Annotated in this window: 18 protein-coding genes; 12 read left to right on the top strand and 6 right to left on the bottom strand. The window is 69.9% G+C overall.

The genetic code is table 11. The annotated features are described in order from the left end of the window. Positions 1-114 precede the first annotated feature (114 nt). The 5 genes from ABNF93_RS30725 to rsgA all read left to right on the top strand — a co-directional run bounded on the left by ABNF93_RS30725 (position 115) and on the right by rsgA (position 5,561). Positions 115-960, top strand: a complete 846-nt coding sequence (locus ABNF93_RS30725) for a DoxX family protein (protein ID WP_349331740.1) — start codon at positions 115-117, stop codon at positions 958-960. Between the two features lie 73 nt (positions 961-1,033). Then, positions 1,034-1,600, top strand: coding sequence for an ArsR/SmtB family transcription factor (locus ABNF93_RS30720; RefSeq protein ID WP_349331739.1), 567 nt, complete (start codon positions 1,034-1,036; stop codon positions 1,598-1,600). Between the two features lie 93 nt (positions 1,601-1,693). Beyond that, a complete protein-coding gene (locus ABNF93_RS30715; RefSeq protein WP_349331738.1) occupies positions 1,694-3,133 on the top strand; it encodes an MFS transporter in 1,440 nt (479 codons plus the stop codon). Between the two features lie 80 nt (positions 3,134-3,213). Further along, on the top strand, positions 3,214-4,515 hold the full coding sequence (aroA, locus tag ABNF93_RS30710; protein ID WP_349331737.1) for a 3-phosphoshikimate 1-carboxyvinyltransferase: 1,302 nt from the start codon (positions 3,214-3,216) through the stop codon (positions 4,513-4,515). Continuing rightward, on the top strand, positions 4,512-5,561 hold the full coding sequence (rsgA, locus tag ABNF93_RS30705) for a ribosome small subunit-dependent GTPase A (RefSeq protein WP_349331736.1): 1,050 nt from the start codon (positions 4,512-4,514) through the stop codon (positions 5,559-5,561). Before aroA ends, rsgA begins: the two co-directional genes overlap by 4 nt. Before the next feature lie 32 nt (positions 5,562-5,593). Here the strand turns inward: rsgA and ABNF93_RS30700 are convergent, their stop codons facing one another. Both ABNF93_RS30700 and ABNF93_RS30695 read right to left on the bottom strand, forming a co-directional pair. Beyond that, positions 5,594-6,610, bottom strand: a complete 1,017-nt coding sequence (locus ABNF93_RS30700; protein ID WP_349331735.1) for an aldo/keto reductase — start codon at positions 6,608-6,610, stop codon at positions 5,594-5,596. After that, complete coding sequence (locus ABNF93_RS30695) at positions 6,610-7,041, bottom strand: PPOX class F420-dependent oxidoreductase (RefSeq protein WP_349331734.1); 432 nt, start codon at positions 7,039-7,041, stop codon at positions 6,610-6,612. Before ABNF93_RS30695 ends, ABNF93_RS30700 begins: the two co-directional genes overlap by 1 nt. Before the next feature lie 101 nt (positions 7,042-7,142). On the opposite strand from ABNF93_RS30695, the gene ABNF93_RS30690 reads away from it, so the two are divergent. Then, on the top strand, positions 7,143-8,003 hold the full coding sequence (locus ABNF93_RS30690; RefSeq protein ID WP_349331733.1) for a helix-turn-helix transcriptional regulator: 861 nt from the start codon (positions 7,143-7,145) through the stop codon (positions 8,001-8,003). 23 nt (positions 8,004-8,026) lie between these two features. Here the strand turns inward: ABNF93_RS30690 and ABNF93_RS30685 are convergent, their stop codons facing one another. Continuing rightward, positions 8,027-8,551: a DUF2231 domain-containing protein gene (locus ABNF93_RS30685; RefSeq protein ID WP_349331732.1), complete on the bottom strand. Its 525-nt coding sequence runs from the start codon at positions 8,549-8,551 to the stop codon at positions 8,027-8,029. Between the two features lie 152 nt (positions 8,552-8,703). Between ABNF93_RS30685 and ABNF93_RS30680 the strand changes: the two genes are divergently transcribed. Further along, positions 8,704-9,498, top strand: coding sequence for an inositol monophosphatase family protein (locus ABNF93_RS30680; RefSeq protein WP_349331731.1), 795 nt, complete (start codon positions 8,704-8,706; stop codon positions 9,496-9,498). Between the two features lie 40 nt (positions 9,499-9,538). Here ABNF93_RS30680 and ABNF93_RS30675 read toward each other — a convergent pair whose 3' ends face one another. Both ABNF93_RS30675 and ABNF93_RS30670 read right to left on the bottom strand, forming a co-directional pair. After that, positions 9,539-10,867: an MFS transporter gene (locus ABNF93_RS30675; protein WP_349331730.1), complete on the bottom strand. Its 1,329-nt coding sequence runs from the start codon at positions 10,865-10,867 to the stop codon at positions 9,539-9,541. Beyond that, entirely contained in the window at positions 10,860-11,465 is a 606-nt protein-coding gene (locus ABNF93_RS30670) for an ArsR/SmtB family transcription factor (RefSeq protein ID WP_349331729.1), read from the bottom strand. Before ABNF93_RS30670 ends, ABNF93_RS30675 begins: the two co-directional genes overlap by 8 nt. A 181-nt stretch (positions 11,466-11,646) precedes the next feature. Here ABNF93_RS30670 and ABNF93_RS30665 point away from each other — a divergent pair, with 181 nt between their 5' ends. The 3 genes from ABNF93_RS30665 to ABNF93_RS30655 all read left to right on the top strand — a co-directional run bounded on the left by ABNF93_RS30665 (position 11,647) and on the right by ABNF93_RS30655 (position 14,430). Then, positions 11,647-12,075 carry a CBS domain-containing protein gene (locus ABNF93_RS30665; protein ID WP_349331728.1) on the top strand — a complete coding sequence of 143 codons (429 nt, stop codon included), beginning with the start codon at positions 11,647-11,649 and terminating at the stop codon, positions 12,073-12,075. Positions 12,076-12,415: 340 nt separating this feature from the next. Beyond that, positions 12,416-13,564 carry a GNAT family N-acetyltransferase gene (locus tag ABNF93_RS30660; protein ID WP_349331727.1) on the top strand — a complete coding sequence of 383 codons (1,149 nt, stop codon included), beginning with the start codon at positions 12,416-12,418 and terminating at the stop codon, positions 13,562-13,564. Positions 13,565-13,890: 326 nt separating this feature from the next. Beyond that, entirely contained in the window at positions 13,891-14,430 is a 540-nt protein-coding gene (locus ABNF93_RS30655) for a DinB family protein (protein ID WP_349331726.1), read from the top strand. A gap of 107 nt (positions 14,431-14,537) precedes the next feature. Here the strand turns inward: ABNF93_RS30655 and ABNF93_RS30650 are convergent, their stop codons facing one another. Further along, positions 14,538-15,521: a helix-turn-helix domain-containing protein gene (locus ABNF93_RS30650; protein ID WP_349331725.1), complete on the bottom strand. Its 984-nt coding sequence runs from the start codon at positions 15,519-15,521 to the stop codon at positions 14,538-14,540. Between the two features lie 70 nt (positions 15,522-15,591). Between ABNF93_RS30650 and ABNF93_RS30645 the strand changes: the two genes are divergently transcribed. Further along, a complete protein-coding gene (locus tag ABNF93_RS30645; protein WP_349331724.1) occupies positions 15,592-16,485 on the top strand; it encodes a phytanoyl-CoA dioxygenase family protein in 894 nt (297 codons plus the stop codon). Between the two features lie 92 nt (positions 16,486-16,577). Further along, positions 16,578-16,892 (top strand): hypothetical protein, encoded by a 315-nt coding sequence (locus ABNF93_RS30640; RefSeq protein ID WP_349331723.1) that lies wholly within the window; start codon positions 16,578-16,580, stop codon positions 16,890-16,892. Positions 16,893-16,920: the final 28 nt, after the last annotated feature.

Below are 16,920 nucleotides of genomic sequence, written 5' to 3'. Positions count from 1 at the left end.
GGGGGGTCGATCTGTCCCACAGGGTCGCCGGGCGTCCGAACCTGGTCGGCGGGGATGTCCGGGCCGCGGCCGACCGTGCGCGTGACACGCCCGGACGCGGGTATGAGCGCTCACATGACGCTCGTCAGAATGCTCGCACGGCCGATGCTCGCCGCGATCTTCGTCGTCCAGGGGGTCCGCGCGATCAAGAACCCGGACGCACTGGTACCGAGGGCGAAGCCGTTCGCCGACCAGATCGTGCCCACCGTGAAGAGGATGGCTCCCGATCAGGTGGCGCGCCGGGTGCCGGAGAACCCACGCACGTTGGTACGCCTGAATGGGATCGTCCACCTCGTCGGCGGGCTTGCCCTGGCGACCGGGCAGGGCCGCCGGGCAGGCGCGTGCCTGCTGGCCGCGTCGATGGTGCCGACCACCATGGCCGGCCATCCGTACTGGGAGGAAGACGATCCCGCGCAGCGTGCCAACCAGCAGATCCACTTCCTGAAGAACCTGGCGATGATGGGCGGGCTGCTGCTGGCCGCCGTCGACACCGAGGGCAAGCCGGGACTGTGGTGGCGGGCACGCTACAGCGCGCGGGACGCGAAGAAGGCCTCCAAACGCCTGAGCAAGGCGGCGCGGCGGGAGGCTCATCTGGCGGCGAAGGTCGCGGAGCATCAGGCACACCTGGCGGCGAAGACCGCGATGCCGTTCAAGTCCGGCAAGAGCGCTGTGGCGAGCGCGGGAGCGACCGCTGCCAAGGCGCTCCACACCGCCAAGTCCGGAACGGTTCCTCACGGCGGCAAGTCCGGTCGGCACAGCAAGCGCGGGATGTTCGGCAAGAACGGTGTACTCGGCAAGGACGGGTTGCTCGGCAAGCGTGGCCGGGCGGCCAAGCCGACGAAGTTCGGTACGCACGGCAGGGACGCAAAGCACGGCAAGGACGGAATGGCCAGGAGACTCGTGACGTCCGCCAAGGCGTGAGCCGAAGGGCCAACCCCGACAGGACGTCGAGCCGAAGCGATACGCCGGCGCCGCTCGCTCTAGTCTGCGGGCCATGGCTCGACGTTCGCGCAAGCAGATCACGCTGAAGGATCCCCGGGCGATGCGTGCGCTCGCCCACCCGGCTCGCATCACGGTGATCGACGAGTTGTACGGCGGGCGGGTGGCAACCTCGACCGAACTCGCCGAGCTCACCGGCCTGACGCCGAGCGCGATGAGCTACCACATGCGCGCCATGGAGAAGCTCGGCATCATCGAACGCGACGAGTCCGCGGCCGACGCCCGCGAACGCCCCTGGCGTGCCGCGGGTCGCGGCGTCAGCTTCGCCGCGCTGACGACCCGGGCGCAGCATGCCGCCGCCAGTGTGCTCACCGCCGCGATCGTGGAGACGCAGCAGCGGGAGCTGGAGTCGTACGTCTCGGCCGAACCCGATCTCCCGGCGGAGTGGCGCGAGAAAGGCGTTCTCAACACCGGAACCGAGTACCTCACGGCTGCCGAGACCAAGCAGCTGATCGATGCGCTCATGGCCGCCGCCGAGCCGTTTCGCCGCAAGGGGCGGCGGCGCCGCAAGGGAACTCGTCGCGTCCGCGCCGGCTTCCTGGTCGTACCCATCGTGGACTGAGCCGGCCATCCGGATCCGCGAGCCGGTCTTGTCAGGCCAGATATGAAGCATTACCTTCACATCACCCGGGCCGGGACGACGAGGAGCGTGGACATGGCTGGCGAGGCGACCGAGCAGTCCCCACCCCCACCTCCGACACCCCCACCCACGAGCCCGAGGCCTCCGGTTCCGCCGGCACAGGTTCCGCCGGCACAGGATCCGCCGGCACAGGATCCGCCGGCACAGGATCCGCCGGCACCGGACGAGCAACCGCCGGGCGCAACACCCTCGGACCAGGCGGCGCTGGCCTCGGCGGCGCTGGTCCCGTTGCTTCGCAACCGGGACTTCCGGCGGCTCTGGATCGGTCAGGCGTTCTCCGACCTCGGCACCAACATGGCCGCGCTGGCTTACCCGCTTCTCGTCCTCGCCCTCACCGGGTCTCCGGTCCAGGCGGGACTCGTCGGCTCGGCGACGCTCCTCGCCCAGGCGGTCTTCGGCATCCCCGCCGGAGCACTCGTCGACCGGTGGAACCGCCGGAAGCTGATGATCATGTGCGAGACGGTCCGCGCACTCGCCGCCGCAATCCTGGTCGTCGCGATCCTCACCGGTTGGGCATCGGTGCCGCTCATCATCGTCGTGGGCGTGGTGTCCAGCGCGGCCGGCGTACTCTTCGGCCCTTCCCAGACTGCGGCGCTCCGGCACATCGTCCCGACCGTGCAGTTGCCCCGCGCCTCAGCACGGATCGAGGCGCGGACGTACGCAGCGGAGCTCGCCGGGCCGCCGCTCGGTGGAGCGCTGTTCGCGGTCACGCGATTCGCACCGTTCCTGGCCGACGCCGTGTCGTACGTCATCTCGCTCGTCTCCGTCCTCACGATCAAGCGCCCCCTCCAGGACGAACGAACCGGCCACCACGAGCGGCTGCTGCCCGCCATCTGGACCGGACTGCGGTTCGTGGTCAGGGAGCCGTTCCTGCGGGCGACGCTCTGCTCCGCCCCGCTCGTGAACGCGGCGTTCACCGGGGTGATGTTCGTTCTCGTGGTCGTCCTGCAACAGCGGGGAACCCCTGCCGCCGGGATCGGGGCGGTCCAGTCCGCGATCCTCGTCGGCGGCCTGCTCGGTGCCCTGATCGCACCGTGGCTCCAGCCGCGGGTGAAAACACCGGTACTGATCATCGCCTTCCTCTGGATCATCGTGGGCCTCGTCGCGGCCGCCGCCGCGATGCCGGGCACCTATGCGGTCGCTCTCCCGCTGGCCTGCGGGCTCCTGCTGGCGCCGTCGCTCAACGCCGCGCTGTTCGGCTACCAGATTGCGATTACCCCGGACGCGATGCAGGGCCGGGTTGACAGCGTGCTCGGCGTACTGGCGCAGGCCCTCAACCCACTCGCTCCATTAGCGGGAGGCGTCCTCGTCACGCAGGCGGGCGGGCGGTGGGCGTTCGTGGTGTTCGCCGGCGTCCTCGCCGTCGCGGCCATCATCGCCAGCGTCAGCAAGGGCATCCGCCACATGCGACCGCTCGACGAGATCCGCTCGCCAGCCGGCCAGGGCGCCAGGTGACCACGGCCGGGAAAGGACCGCGCGGTGGGCGCCTTATCGCGGCGCGGGCGAGTGGGCCCTTCGGCTACGCTCGTCGAACGATGGGTAGGCAAACCACTGACCTCTGGGCCGCACCCGTGGCCGCCGCCGCGGTGGACGCGGATCTTCGCGTACCCGGGTCCAAGTCGATCACCAACCGTGCCCTGGTCCTCGCCGCGCTGGCGGGCGGGCCGTCGGTCGTACGCCGTCCCCTGCGGGCCCGCGACAGCATCCTGATGGCCGGCGCACTGCGGGCCCTCGGAACCGGCGTGGACGACACCGGTGCCGACGACTGGTCGGTCACACCCCGCCCGCTGCATGGTCCCGCGAGCGTCGACTGTGGCCTGGCCGGCAACGTCATGCGGTTCGTACCTCCCGTGGCGGTTCTCGCCGATGGTGACGTCGACTTCGACGGCGACCCCTACGCCCGCGAACGCCCGATGGGCCCGATCCTGCAGGCCCTCCGCACGCTCGGCGGCACGATCGAGGACGGCGGCCGCAACGCCCTGCCGTTCACCGTGCGGGGACGCGGCCGGCTGCCGGGCGGCGCCGTGGAGATCGACGCGTCGTCCTCGAGCCAGTTCGTGTCGGCCCTGCTGCTCGCCGCGGCCCGCTACGACGACGGCGTGAGCCTGCACCACGTCGGCAAGCCGGTGCCGTCGATGCCCCACATCGAGATGACCGTCGCGATGCTCCGCGAACGCGGCGTCGAGGTCGACGACACTGAAGCCAACACCTGGCGCGTCTCGCCCGGGCCGATCAAGGCGATCGACGTCGAGATCGAACCCGACCTGTCCAACGCCGCGCCGTTCCTGGCGGCCGCACTGGTCACCGGCGGGCGCGTTCGCATCCTCGGTTGGCCGGACTCCACCACCCAGCCCGGCGACCAGCTGCGCGAGATCTTCACCCTGATGGGGGCGCACGTACGCCTCGACAGCGAAGGACTGACGCTGCGCGGACCCGAGACGATCGAGGGCATCGACGTTGACCTGCACGAGGCGGGCGAGCTGACGCCGGTCGTCGCCGCCGTCGCGGCACTCGCGTCCGGGCCGTCGTACCTCCGCGGCATCTCCCACATCCGCGGGCACGAGACCGACCGCCTCGCCGCACTCGCCACCGAGCTGCAGTCCCTCGGCTGTGACGCCCGCGAGACCGAAGACGGCGACGGGCTGACGATCACGCCGCGCCCGCTCATCGGTGCTCCGTTCCACACCTACGACGACCACCGGATGGCGCAGGCGGCCGCGGTGCTCGGCCTTGTCGTGCCGGGCGTCCAGGTCGAGAACGTCGCCACCACGCGCAAGACCCTGCCCGACTTCGTGGGGATGTGGACCGCCATGCTCAGCCGGGAGGCGGCTGCGTGAGTTCGGGGCGCCGGTTCGAGGTCGACGACCACGAGAGCTACGGCCGGCCGGCGCGCCGATCCCGCCCGCGCACCAAACAGCGCCCCCGTTACGACGACGCCACCACCGGCGTGGTCGTCACCATCGACCGTGGCCGCTACACCTGCCGGGTCACCCCGCCCGAGGATGCTGCCGACGCACGTGCCAAAGGCCGGCAGCCTGGCACGAGTCGGACCGTCACCGCCATGCGGGCGCGGCCGCTCGGACGCAAGAGCGTCGTCGTCGGCGACCGCGTACGCCTGGTCGGTGATGTCTCCGGCCAGCCCGGCACGCTCGCGCGGATCGTGGAGGTCGAGAAGCGGGCGACCGTGCTCCGGCGTACGGCCGACGACGACGATCCGGTCGAGCGGGTCATCGTCGCCGGCGCCGACCAGTTGGTGATCGTGACGGCGCTGGCCGATCCTCCGCCGCGGCCCCGGCTCATCGACAGGTGCCTGGTCGCGGCGTACGACGCGGGCCTCGATCCGCTGCTCTGCCTGACCAAGGCCGACCTCGCGTCCCCGGACGAGCTGCTCGAGACCTACCGCCCGCTGGGCGTCGCGTCGGTCGTCACCCGGCATGACGAGGAACTGGCCCCGCTGGTGCATGACCGGCTGGCCGACCGGGTGAGTGTGCTCGTCGGGCACTCGGGCGTCGGCAAGTCGACGCTGGTCAACGCCCTCGTGCCCGAGGCGCGTCGGGCCACCGCCGAGGTCAGCGATGTGACGGGCAGGGGTCGGCACACGTCGACCCAGGCGGTGATGCTGGCGCTGCCGTTCGGCGGGTGGATCGTGGACACGCCCGGCATCCGGTCGTTCGGGCTTGCCCACGTCGACCCGCGCAGGCTGATCAAGGCGTTCACCGATCTCGACGAGGTGACCGAGGGGTGCCCGCGCGGTTGCACCCACGCGCGGACCGAGCCCGAATGCGCGCTCGACGAGGCGGTCGGCGACGGCCGGCTCGATCCGGCCCGGGTGGAGTCGTACCGCCGGCTGCTCGACTCACGCGAGCTCCACGCGGGAGACTGATCGACTGGAGCCTGTCCTGTCATGCATTGGACTCAGGAGAGGAACCGTCCGGTGCGGCGGGAACGGCCCTCCAGCCGGGATTCATGATCTCCGAACAGCCACGGGCGGGGGCCGGTGTTGATGTCCGTCGGGTAGCCCAGGTCGAAGTCCACTACCGAATCCAGCCGGTCCAGTACGTCGGGCGGAAGGGTGACATCCAGGGCGCCCAGGTTGTCCTCGAGTTGGCTGGCATTACGCGCGCCGATGATCGGGTGCATCGCGGGAGAACGGGTGAGGAGCCAGCCGATCGCGACCTGGGACGCCGTCACTCCCAGTTCCCCGGCGACCTCCAGTACGGCATGGGCGGCATGGTGGTCGCGCGCAGTGAGGTCGGCGGGGTCAACCCTGGTGCCGGTCGGGGCCTCACCGGGACCGGTGAACTTGCCTGACAACACACCGCCGGCAAGGGCGCCGTACGTCGCGACACTCATTCCATAGGCGTCGGCCATGGGTAGCAGTTCCCGCTCGATGTCACGCTTCAGCAGGCTGTACGGCACCTGCACGCCTGCGAACGAGGTCCAGCCGCGCCACTCGGCCAGGGTGTTCGCCCGGGAGACAAGCCACGCCGGGAGGTTGGACGCGCCCACGTAGAGGACCTTCCCTGCGCGGATGGCGTCGTCCAGCGCTCGCATCGTCTCCTCGATCGGCGTGTGCTGGTCCCAGGTGTGCACCCAGAACAGATCGACGTAGTCGGTCCGCAGCCGACGCAGGCTTGCCTCCAGGGACAGCGTGAGGTTCTTGCGATTGCTCCCGCCCGCGTTCGGGTCCGCTGCGTCCCGCGACAGCGTGTACTTGGTGGCCAGCACGAACCGATCCCGGCGGTGCTGAAGGAGATCGCCAAGAACCTTCTCGCTGTCGCCATAGGCGGAGGCGGTGTCCAGCACGTTGCCGCCCGCGTCGGCGTACACGTCGATCATCGTGCGGGCTTCGTCCGGGTCCGCAAAGGTCATCGCGCCCAGGAACAGCTCCGAGACGCGCAGCCCGGTCGGGCCCAGCAACCGGTAGCGCATCACGCCACGTCCCTCGCGGAAAGGTCGAACGGGCCGGTGTCGATGCCGCGCGTGAGGATCCGCCGCGGATGGATGCGGATCCATGCCGGGTCGAACGGCATGCCGGCCCCGATGCAGCGGCCGATCTCCTCGCCCCCGAAGGTGTGCGTTTCCGCACGGCCCCGGATCTCGATGCCGCGCGGCGTCCAGGGTTCGACAGAGGCAAGATCGTCCACAGCGAACGCAACATCAGAGTGACGCTGGGCGTCGCGGAACTTCTTGCTCCCCGCCATGGTGGTGCCGGCGTGGCCACCGACCACGATGGTCTCGGTAGCCGGATCGAAGAAGACTCCCACCGGCACAATGTGCGGCCGGCCGCCGGGACCTACCGTGGCCAGGCGGCCGAGCGGTTGGCTGTTCAGATACTCGATCTCGTTCGCGGTAAAGGTCATGAACCCAGACTCTGCGCCAGAGGAGCTCCGCGGAAGGCCGGGCAAAGGCTAGCTCTCGCAGGGCTACGATCAGCCGGCCACGCCGGCCGTACACTCGGCCTGTGAGCGACGACAGGGAGCTGGGGACGTTCCTACGCAACTGCCGGGAGGCCATCACCCCCAGCCAGGCGGGACTACCGACCGGCCCGCGCCGCCGCACGCCCGGACTGCGGCGAGCTGAGCTGGCCGCCGTCTCCGGGGTCAGCGTCGACTACCTGGCGCGGCTGGAACAGGGCCGCGACCGGCACCCGTCACCACAGATCCTCGCCGCGCTCGCCGACGCTCTCCGACTGTCGTCCAACGAGCGGGTGCAGCTTCGGAACCTGGCCAAGGAGGCCTCCGGCGCCGACCGTTTGTGCCCGGGGCGGCTGCCTCCTGAACGAGACGTACGTCCCACGATGTGGGCATTGCTGGACCGGATGGAAGGCACACCGGCAGTGCTGCTCAACCGACTGGGCGAGACGCTCGCCCATACCTCTGCCTACGAGCGCCTTGCGGGGCCGATCGGCCTCCTGGACGGCCACCTACCGAGCCGGATCCGGTTCCTGTTCACCGACGACCGGGCCCGGACCGCATACCCCGACTGGGACCGCGTCGCCGACGAGCAGGTCGCCGCGCTCAAGGCCGGATCCTCCCGCGATGACCCGCACCTAGGACACCTCGTCGACGAACTCACCGTCGTGGCCGGTGGCCCGTTCATCGAACGGTGGCAGGCCCCGCCCACCGTCCCCCACCGCACCGGTGTCGACCGGCTCATCCACCCTGAGGTGGGTGAACTCCGGCTGGCCTACGAGACCCTCGACACCGACGGCCAGCACCTGATCACCTACCTCCCCGCCGATGACGCCACCTCCGCCGCACTGGATGCACTGGACCGCCTCAACCGGCACCTGCCCAAGGTTCTGCACGCGGTGCGCGGCTAGGCCCGCCGCCCGAATGGCGCCGGTCAAGCGAGCGGCGCATCCGCGTCCGGTACGCCGGTCACGCCGCCCGCAGGAGCGGAGCTCCAGGTCGCCCTGGCACCCGCGTCTCCGGTACGCACCACCTGCACACCGGTGCCGACCGCCACCACGACGAGCAGCGCCGCCACCACCAGCTGAACCGGCCTCGCCGCACCCGCGCGTTCCCGCCCGCCGAGCAGGGGGGTCGGACCGCCGAGCATGAACGCGGCCGCCGCGGACACGACGAAGAACGCCAGCAGAAACCACACGAGCAGACTGCCCCGAGCGGCGTGTTCCGCCACGAACTCGGGCTCGTTCAGTCGGTCGAAGAATGCCTCTCCGCTCTCCTTGGCCACGAACCCGGCCGCGAGGCAGCCGGCCGATCCGGCCAACAGCGGCCACCGCAGCAGCCACCGCCACCGAGGCACCACGGCGTAGGCGAGCGCCGTCAGCACGACCAGTGGTACGAGGACCACGACCGCGTGGATCACGAGCACATGCACCGGAAGTCCGCTCACCTGATCGAACACCTGGCACCTCCTGGGACATCCTCACCGGTCAGAACGGGTTCCGCCAGGGCCGTGACACCGGGCCCCATAGTCTTCACGTCCGTACAGACTGCTCGGTTCGACACTGCGGGTCGAGAAACCGTAAACCATGCCGGGTCCATTAGCGTTGGCCTATGGCCTCCACCTATACCGACGACCTGCGGCTTGCGCACCTGTTGGCCGATGACGCCGACTCGCTCACCATGAGCCGGTTCCGCGCCCAGGATCTGCAGGTGACGGCCAAGGCCGACAATTCCCCTGTCACCGACGCCGACACCGCGGTCGAGGAGTCGGTCCGCCGGACCCTCGGCCGGGCGCGCCCCCGGGACAGTATCGAGGGCGAGGAACTCGGCAAGACCGGATGGGGGCCGCGACGATGGATCATCGACCCGATCGACGGCACGAAGAACTACCTCCGCGGCGTGCCCGTCTGGGCCACCCTGATCGCCCTCGCCGTCGAGGACGAAGTGGTCATCGGCGTCGTGTCGGCCCCCGCCCTCGGTCGTCGCTGGTGGGCGACGAGGGGTGAGGGCGCGTACGCCGGGAAGAGCCTCCGGTCGGCGCAGGACTGCCAGGTGTCCAAGGTCGCGACCCTCGCCGACGCGTTTCTGTCCTACTCCAGCATCGAGGGGTGGGAGAAGACTGGGCGTGGTCCGGGGTTCGCCCGCCTGCTGCGCGCCTGCGGGCGCACCCGAGGGTTCGGGGACTTCTGGTCGTACATGCTGCTCGCCGAAGGCGTGGTCGACGTCGCCACCGAGCCGGAGCTGAACCTCCACGACATGGCGGCGGTGTCCATCCTCGTGGAGGAGGCCGGCGGTCGGTTCACCGATCTCGACGGCGCGCCGGGGCCCTACGGCGACAACGCCCTCGCGACCAACGGCATCCTGCACGACGAGGCGCTCGCCCTCGTCGACGACTCGGGCGACTGACGCGGCAGCCAGGTCTACCGATGGACCGCGGACCTACGGTTCAGGCGTTCGCGGGCGCTGTCCAGGTGGAAGAGGCGGGCGCGGCGTCGTCGGCCCGCTGGAGTGTCCAGACCGACCGGTCGACCAGGGTGAGAACGACGACTCCGGCGTAGATCATCGCACCGACGACGATGACGTCCCGTGCTCCGTATGCCTCCGCGAGGGGACCCGCCAGCAGTTGGCCGACCGGAAGCGCCACGAGCGAACCGAGCATGTCGTACGACGCCACCCGGGACAGCTTCTCGTGCGGGATGTGGTGCTGCAGGGCCGTCTCCCACCCGATGCCGAACAGCTCCATTCCGAAGCCGGCGACGAAGATGACGAGCATCAGCAGCCAGAGCGACGGGAAGAGCCCGAGGACGAGGTAGACAGGCACGAGGGTGAGCATCCCGGCCATACCGAGCCGCATCGGGTGCCGCGGCCGGTACCGCAGCAGGACAAGGCCGCCGATCACGAGGCCGACCGCCTGTGCCGAGTTGACGAGCCCCCAGCCGACGCGGCCGAACGTCTCGTCCGCGATCACCGGGCCGAGGGCCTGGAGCGCGCCAGCCTGAATCGCGTTCAGTACGCCGAACGCGACGACGATCACCCAGACCCAGCGGCGGGCCACGAACTCGCGCCAGCCGACCCGCAGGTCGTGCAGCACCGTGCTCCTCTCGAGGCGGTCGGTCGCCGGCAGCCGGAGCCGGGTCAGGAGCGCGGCGGCGACACCGAAGCTCAGCGCGTCGACGGCCAGCCCCCAACCGGGCCCCACGAACCCGACGATCGCGCCGCCGGCCGACGCCCCTCCGATCACCGTGGCGTTGCGGACCAGTCCGCCGAGTGCGTTCGCCTGCTGCAGCTCCTCCCGCGGTACGAGGTGCGGCATGAGGCCCTGCATGGCGGGCATCGTGAAGGCGACGGCCGCGCCGTTGACCGCCTCGATCGCGGCCAGGTGCCAGAGCTCAGCCGTACCGCTCAGCAGGAGCCCGGCGGCGAGGCCCTGCGTCGCGAAGCAGAGGGCATTGGCGAGGACCAGGACGACGTGCCGGCGGAACCGGTCGGCGATGACGCCTCCGTACAACATGAGGACGACCATCGGGATGGTCCGGGCCGCCAGCACCATGCCGAGCGCGGCCGCCGATCCGGTGAGGTCGAGCACGGCGAACGCGAGCGCGATCGGCGCGATCGCGTTGCCAAGCAGGGAGGCGAAGCGGGCGCCGAGGTAGTAGCGGTACGGCACGCGCCGCAGCGGTGCCAACGCGTTGTCGCCGAGCGCCCGGCCAAGTGTCCTGGCGAGCACCTGGCCACGGACGCGACCGGATGGGCGGCTGTCCTGCCGCCTACCCATTGCCGGGCTCCCCCGGCTCGCGCGACGACGCGTCCGATGACGTGCCCGATGGCGCCTCCGATGGCGCGTCCGATGGCGCGTCCGATCGCATCGGGAACATCGCGACCGTGGCACTGACGTGGACGGTGCCCTCGGTACGCGGCGGATGTGCCCGCCGATGCAGGAGCTGGGACGCTTCCATGGCCAGGTCCGTGGCTCGCCTCCAGTCCTCCGGGTCGACCCACAACTCGGCATCGATGAGGGACTGCGGCAACGGGGGCGTCGTCGCGCAGAGCCGGGCTCGCCGGATGAGCTCCTCCGCTATGGCCTGGTAGACGAGTGCCTGGCCCTCGGGGTCGCGGTCCCTCGACTCCGTTTTCGGGTAGCCGGGGACATAGGCGTACCGCTTGGCGACACCACCCCGGATGGTCTCCTCGCCTGCCTCCGCGAGATAGCCGGCGGCCGCGAGGGTGCGGACGTGGTAGGACGCGTTGGCCTGGCTGATGTCGAGCTCACGCGCGATCTCCGCTGCCGACAGAGCGACGCCGGTGAGCAGGGAGAGGATTCGCAGCCGGACCGGATGTGCGAGAGCTCTGAGCGAGCCGACCTCCAAAGACATGTTGGGGAGTATGGCCAAGGTGTCGCCGACCGTCAAGCACTTCTTTGGAGGTCGTCGCTGGGAGTGAAAATCTGTACGACATGCCCGAAGGCGTTCCGCTGCATGGCCCCGGAGAGTTAGCCTGCGCTCACGGGTACCCAGCCGGTGCTGGGCGGCACCGGCAGGCGAAGGGAGGCCGGTGATGCGGATCCGCGAGATTCTTCGGGGCAAGGGCGCACATGTGGTGACGATCGCGCCTGAGACCTCGGTCCGAGATCTTCTCCATGTCCTGGCCGAGCACAACATCGGCGCCGTCGTCGTCAGCCGGGACGGCGCCACGATCCAGGGCATCGCGTCCGAACGCGACATCGTGCGCCACCTCACCCCCGGCACCGAGGTACTCGACCGTCCGGTGTCCTCGATCATGACCCGCGAAGTGCACACCTGCGAGCCAGGCGACACGGTCGATGAACTGATGCGCCTGATGACGCAGGAGCGGATCCGGCACGTCCCGGTGCTGGCCGGTGGGAGCCTCGCCGGACTCGTGAGCATCGGCGACATCGTGAAGACCCGAATCGGCGAGTTGGAGTTCGAGCGCGAACAGCTCGCCGACTACATCCGGCGTTCCTGAGAACCCGCGAACCCTCCCGGCTTCGCTCACCCCGGCGCCCGCGCCGTCGGTAGACGATGCACGCTGTTTCCCCACGATGCACGGCGAATTCGCCGTGCCTCGGGGGAAATGAAGCGCCTCGTAGGTGCTGTCCCACTCGGTTGTGGACGGGGAGATGCGCATTGTCCCTGCCGGTGCTAGCGTGCTGGCGCGGCATGACGCGTACGCCGTTCGCCGTTTGCTTCCGCGCCCACGCTGCGGTGGCACTCGTCGGCCAAGGTCTCCTGGGGCCCGCGCAAGCTTCCGCCTGGTTGTCATCTGGTACCGGCGGTGCGTGGGGCTGCTGGGGAGAGATGTCGACATGCCGAAGAAGCAAACAACCAGGGCCCGGAACGCCCGCGCTGCGGCACGCGAGGGCGAGAAGTTCACCACTGCGTTGCGCCGGCTGTCATCGGCGCCGGAGATGCGTACAGGCGATGGCCGCCTGGAGGTTGAGTTCAGCGGCGAGATCTTTCAGTGGCGCGGTCCGGCGCCGTACTACTTCGTTGCGGTGCCTGAGGAGCAGAGCCTCCAGCTGAAAGTGGCGACGTCCGGCACCAGCTATCACCGGGGAATGCTCCGGGTACAGGCGCGGATCGGCGAGGTCGAGTGGGCGACATCGATGTGGCACAAGGACGGACGTTACGTCCTCCCGATAAGGGACTCGGTGCGCAAGCCTAAAGGGCTCGCCGACGGGGACACCGTCACGATCCACCTCACCGTGGCCGTCCCAGCGCTGGAGGCGAGGCAGGATCCCGCTCGGGCGCGTCCTGCTCGAGCCAATCGCAAGGCACCTCAGGCAGCCGGGCGACGCCAACCAGGTAGCGGAGACGATCAACAGGTGGGGCGCAGCGGAGCAGGCGCCAAGAGTCGCAAGAGGCCACAGGTCACCGACGATCAACTCCGGATCGTCCCCGCGAACGAGGCGACCTGGGAAGACTTGCAAGCCATCTTCGGCACCCGCGGTGCTCCGGCCAGAGACTGGTGCCAGCGGTACAAGATGCGGCCTAAGGAGGGTTGGGCCACGGTTGGTGCCGACGGACTCGCCTCCCGGCTCCGAGAACAGACCGCCTGCGGACAGCCGGAGTCGGCCACCACGACCGGTCTTGTCGCCTACCTCGACGGTGAGCCGGTCGGCTGGTGCGCGGTCGACCCGCGACCGTCCAACCCGCGCCTGCTAAGCCACTGCCCCGTCCCCTGGGCCGGTCGAACCGAAGACAAGACCGATGACAGCGTGTGGGCGGTGACGTGCTTTGTCACCCGGGCCGGCTTCCGACGCCGCGGCATCAGCCGGGCACTGGCCCGCGCCGCCGTCGACTTCGCCCGACAACGAGGAGCCCGCGCCCTGGAGGGCTATCCCCACAGCACCGAGGTCTTTCACGTCGGTACCCCCGCCGTCTTCACCGCAGCCGGCTTCGTCGAGGTCAGCAGACCCACCACCAGGCGCATCCTCATGCGCATCGATTTCTAGGGGGTGTCTGATGGATCACGATCGATCAGTGAGCGGCGTATCCGCGCCCGGCTGGCAAGGCCGAGGAGGAAGGCGCACTGGTCTTGTGCGCCGATCGACGAGAACGCAGCCAGGCGGGATGCGGGACGCCGTGAGCCGATCGTGATGCATCAGACACCCCCTAGCAGCGCTCACATCGGCCAGGGCTGCCCAGGCACGGCCTCGGGACAGCTGAACTGACGGTCGAACACCGAACCAGACCCGATTCGACGACCCATCATGACCCGGCCGTGTTCCATGACGTGGATGCGGCACAGGATTCCGACACACGTTAGGAGAGTGGAGTGATGAGCACCCTGGACGAGCAGGGCCGGCCGGAGCCTCCTCTGGCCTCTGACGAGATCGAGACCCTCGTAGGGTTCCTGGAGTACCAGCGCGCGACGTTCGCGTGGAAGTGCGCCGGCCTGGACGAGGCCGGTCTGAAGGCGACCGTGGGCGTCTCGACGATGACGTTGGGCGGGATGCTCAAGCACCTGGCCTACGTCGAGGACCACTGGTTCTCCCACCGCATCTGGGGGAACGAGCGTCAGGCCGTGTGGAACGCCGTCGACTGGGACGCCGACCCCGACTGGGAGTGGCACACAGCTGCCCAGGACTCCCCCGAGCAGGTGCACGCCCTCTGGCGGGACGCGGTGTCCCGCTCCCGCGATCTGCTCACCGAAGCCCTGGCCGACGGCGGACTAGACCGGCGGGCACAACGCCCCAATTGGGACGGTCGCACAGCCAGCGTGCGGTGGATCGTGATGCACATGATCGAGGAGTACGCCCGGCACAACGGACACGCCGACCTCATCCGAGAGTCGGTGGACGGCCTCATCGGAGAGTGACCGGACAGGCCGAAGACCCACGCGGCCGGCCGCCTACACCGAGCCCGGGTGCGGCGTCGCTTACCCCGGCAGGTCCACAGGCCGGACACCTCGCTTCTCCCGCGCCCTTATGTCCTGTCCGCGCCTGCGCGCACCGCACGGGGAGCCGATCCCAGCAACCGGCGGCACGCCTTGTTGAACGCCTGCAGGTCACCAATTCCCACCGACGCCGCCACGGTCGGGATCGGCAGGGTCGACTCCCGCAACAGGTGCCTGGCGCGTTCGATCCGACGCCGCCGGATGTAGCCCACCACAGTGTCGCCCGTCTCCGCCCGGAACAGTCGGGTCAGGTGGTTGTGCGACACTCCGGCGGCCCGTGCGACTGCCGGCACGGTGAGCTCGCCGGCGAGATGGGACTCGATGTAGGCGATGGCGGTGCCCACCGCTGCGTGCGTACGTCCCGTCTCCGCCAGCATTCCCAGCTGGGCCACGCGCCACAACGCGGCCCACACCTCGGCCGCCGCTCGCGCGGGAGTACGCGGCCAGGCGGCGATGGCCTGCAGCAGCAGAGTGGACAGCATCGGCATCTCGGCACCGCTGTCCTGCACCACCGGCACCTGCTGCACCACCGGCACCTGCTGCACCACCGGCACCACTGGCGCCACCGGCACCTCCTGCCCTACCGGCACCACTGGCGCCGCCGACGACGCTGGGCCCTCCCGCACCTCCCCAGGCTGCCGCGACACCGGGTCATGCACGGTCGGGAGGTCGTCCCGCGCCGCCGCCACCTCCGATCCCCTGCCGTTGGCGGGCGGCAGGCGAAGGTGGGCGTACAGGTGCTCGGACCGGCCGCGGTAGCGGTACTGCACCAGGGCACCCGGCGGCACGAGGCTCACATAGCCCGGACGGATGGTGTGCACAACCGTGTCGACGGTGAGCTCCGCCGTGTAGCGGTAGAGGTGCAACTGCCACATGTCCGGGAGCCGGAACACGTCGCGCGGCCGGGCCGTCCCGTGCAGCCCGACGCCGAGGCTGACCACTTCAGGTGGCTCGTCGAGTCGCACCGGGACCAGCTGGCGCTGACCGGAGCCGGACGATGCATGCAGGCTCATGGTGAATATCTACCACTACTGGTGAGCGAGACCCACGCATTTGTTGCCCTACCCGACCTACCGTTGATGGGTGGCGACCAGCAGGCCTGCGTACGCCACGAGCCCGATCCCCGGCACCCCTGGAGAGGACATGGCCATCCACCCCGCCCGCGAGGACCTTCTGACCTCGGTCCAGATGGCGCACTTCGTCTCACACGGCTCGCTGATCATGGAGAGAGTCGTCCCCGCGGAGATGAACGCCGAAGCGGTCGACGTCTTCACCGCCGGCGTCCCGCACAAGCCCTACGGCACGTCGATCCCGGAGACCTACCCGGAGGGTTCGTTCGTCCGGCGGCTGGTCGAACTGCCGAAGGTCGCCGGGGCCATCCACAGTCTCGTCGGCCCGGGTCCGACGATCGACCACCACGCCGTGCACGTGCGGTCACCTCGCCAGGGGCAGGCTCAGCCCCTGCACGGTGACGCCATCATCGACGTACGCGTCGACGCGTTCGACGTCCAGCTCATGTACTACCCACAGGACGTGACGCTCGACATGGGCGGCACGCTGAGCGTGCCCGGCAGTCACCTGCGCCGGACCAACGAGTCCGACACCGGGCGCTACCAGAACCTCCGCGGCCAGACGCGGCTCGTGTGCCCCGCCGGCACGGTGGTCTTCGTCCACCACGGCATCTGGCACGGCGGGCGCCGCAATGACAGCGACATCAAGCGCTACATGTTCAAGATCCGCTTCAACCCCACCGTGCGCCAGCACCGGCTGTGGAACACCGACGACCTGCACGACCCCGCGGTCGGTGAGAAGCTGCGGACCCGCTTCCCGTGGTATGAGCACGCCACCGGCCGGCTGGAGATCTACAACCGGGTGCTGATGTGGCGCGCGCTGACCGGCGACGAAACCTTCGACATCGACTACTGGGCGACCCGGGTCTCCAACTACCCGAAGCGCGTCGTGACCGTCGGCGTCTGACACCCGCGCCACGGCCGTCCGATCCCGAGCCTGTTCCCCCTCTGGTGCCGTACGACCTCTCGCAGGCGTACGTACGAACGAATGGAGCCTGCATGAACGCCGCCACCGCGCCGACCACGGTCGCGCAACCGACCCTGCGGCAACAGGTGCTCGTCCTCTACCTCGCCACGTCCGCCCTCGACAGCTCCGTCATCGGCTGGTCGGTCTACGACGGGACCGGCCGGACGGCGCCGACCACAGGGGACGCGGACGAACCGGCCTACGACACCGGCGTCGCCGCCCTGCAGGACGGCTGGCGGCTCATCCAGGCCGCCCAGCTGATCCCGCCGTATCCGGGTCACGAGTACGACGTGTCGTTCCTCAAGCACGAGTTCTGGTTCGAAAAGCTCGTCGACGTCAGCGCCTGAGCGCAGGACCGGTCCAGTGGCCCGGCGG

The sequence above is a fragment of the Actinopolymorpha sp. B9G3 genome, from assembly GCF_040120725.1.
Classification (GTDB): domain Bacteria; phylum Actinomycetota; class Actinomycetes; order Propionibacteriales; family Actinopolymorphaceae; genus Thermasporomyces.
This window is presented reverse-complemented; position numbering and strand designations above follow the sequence as displayed.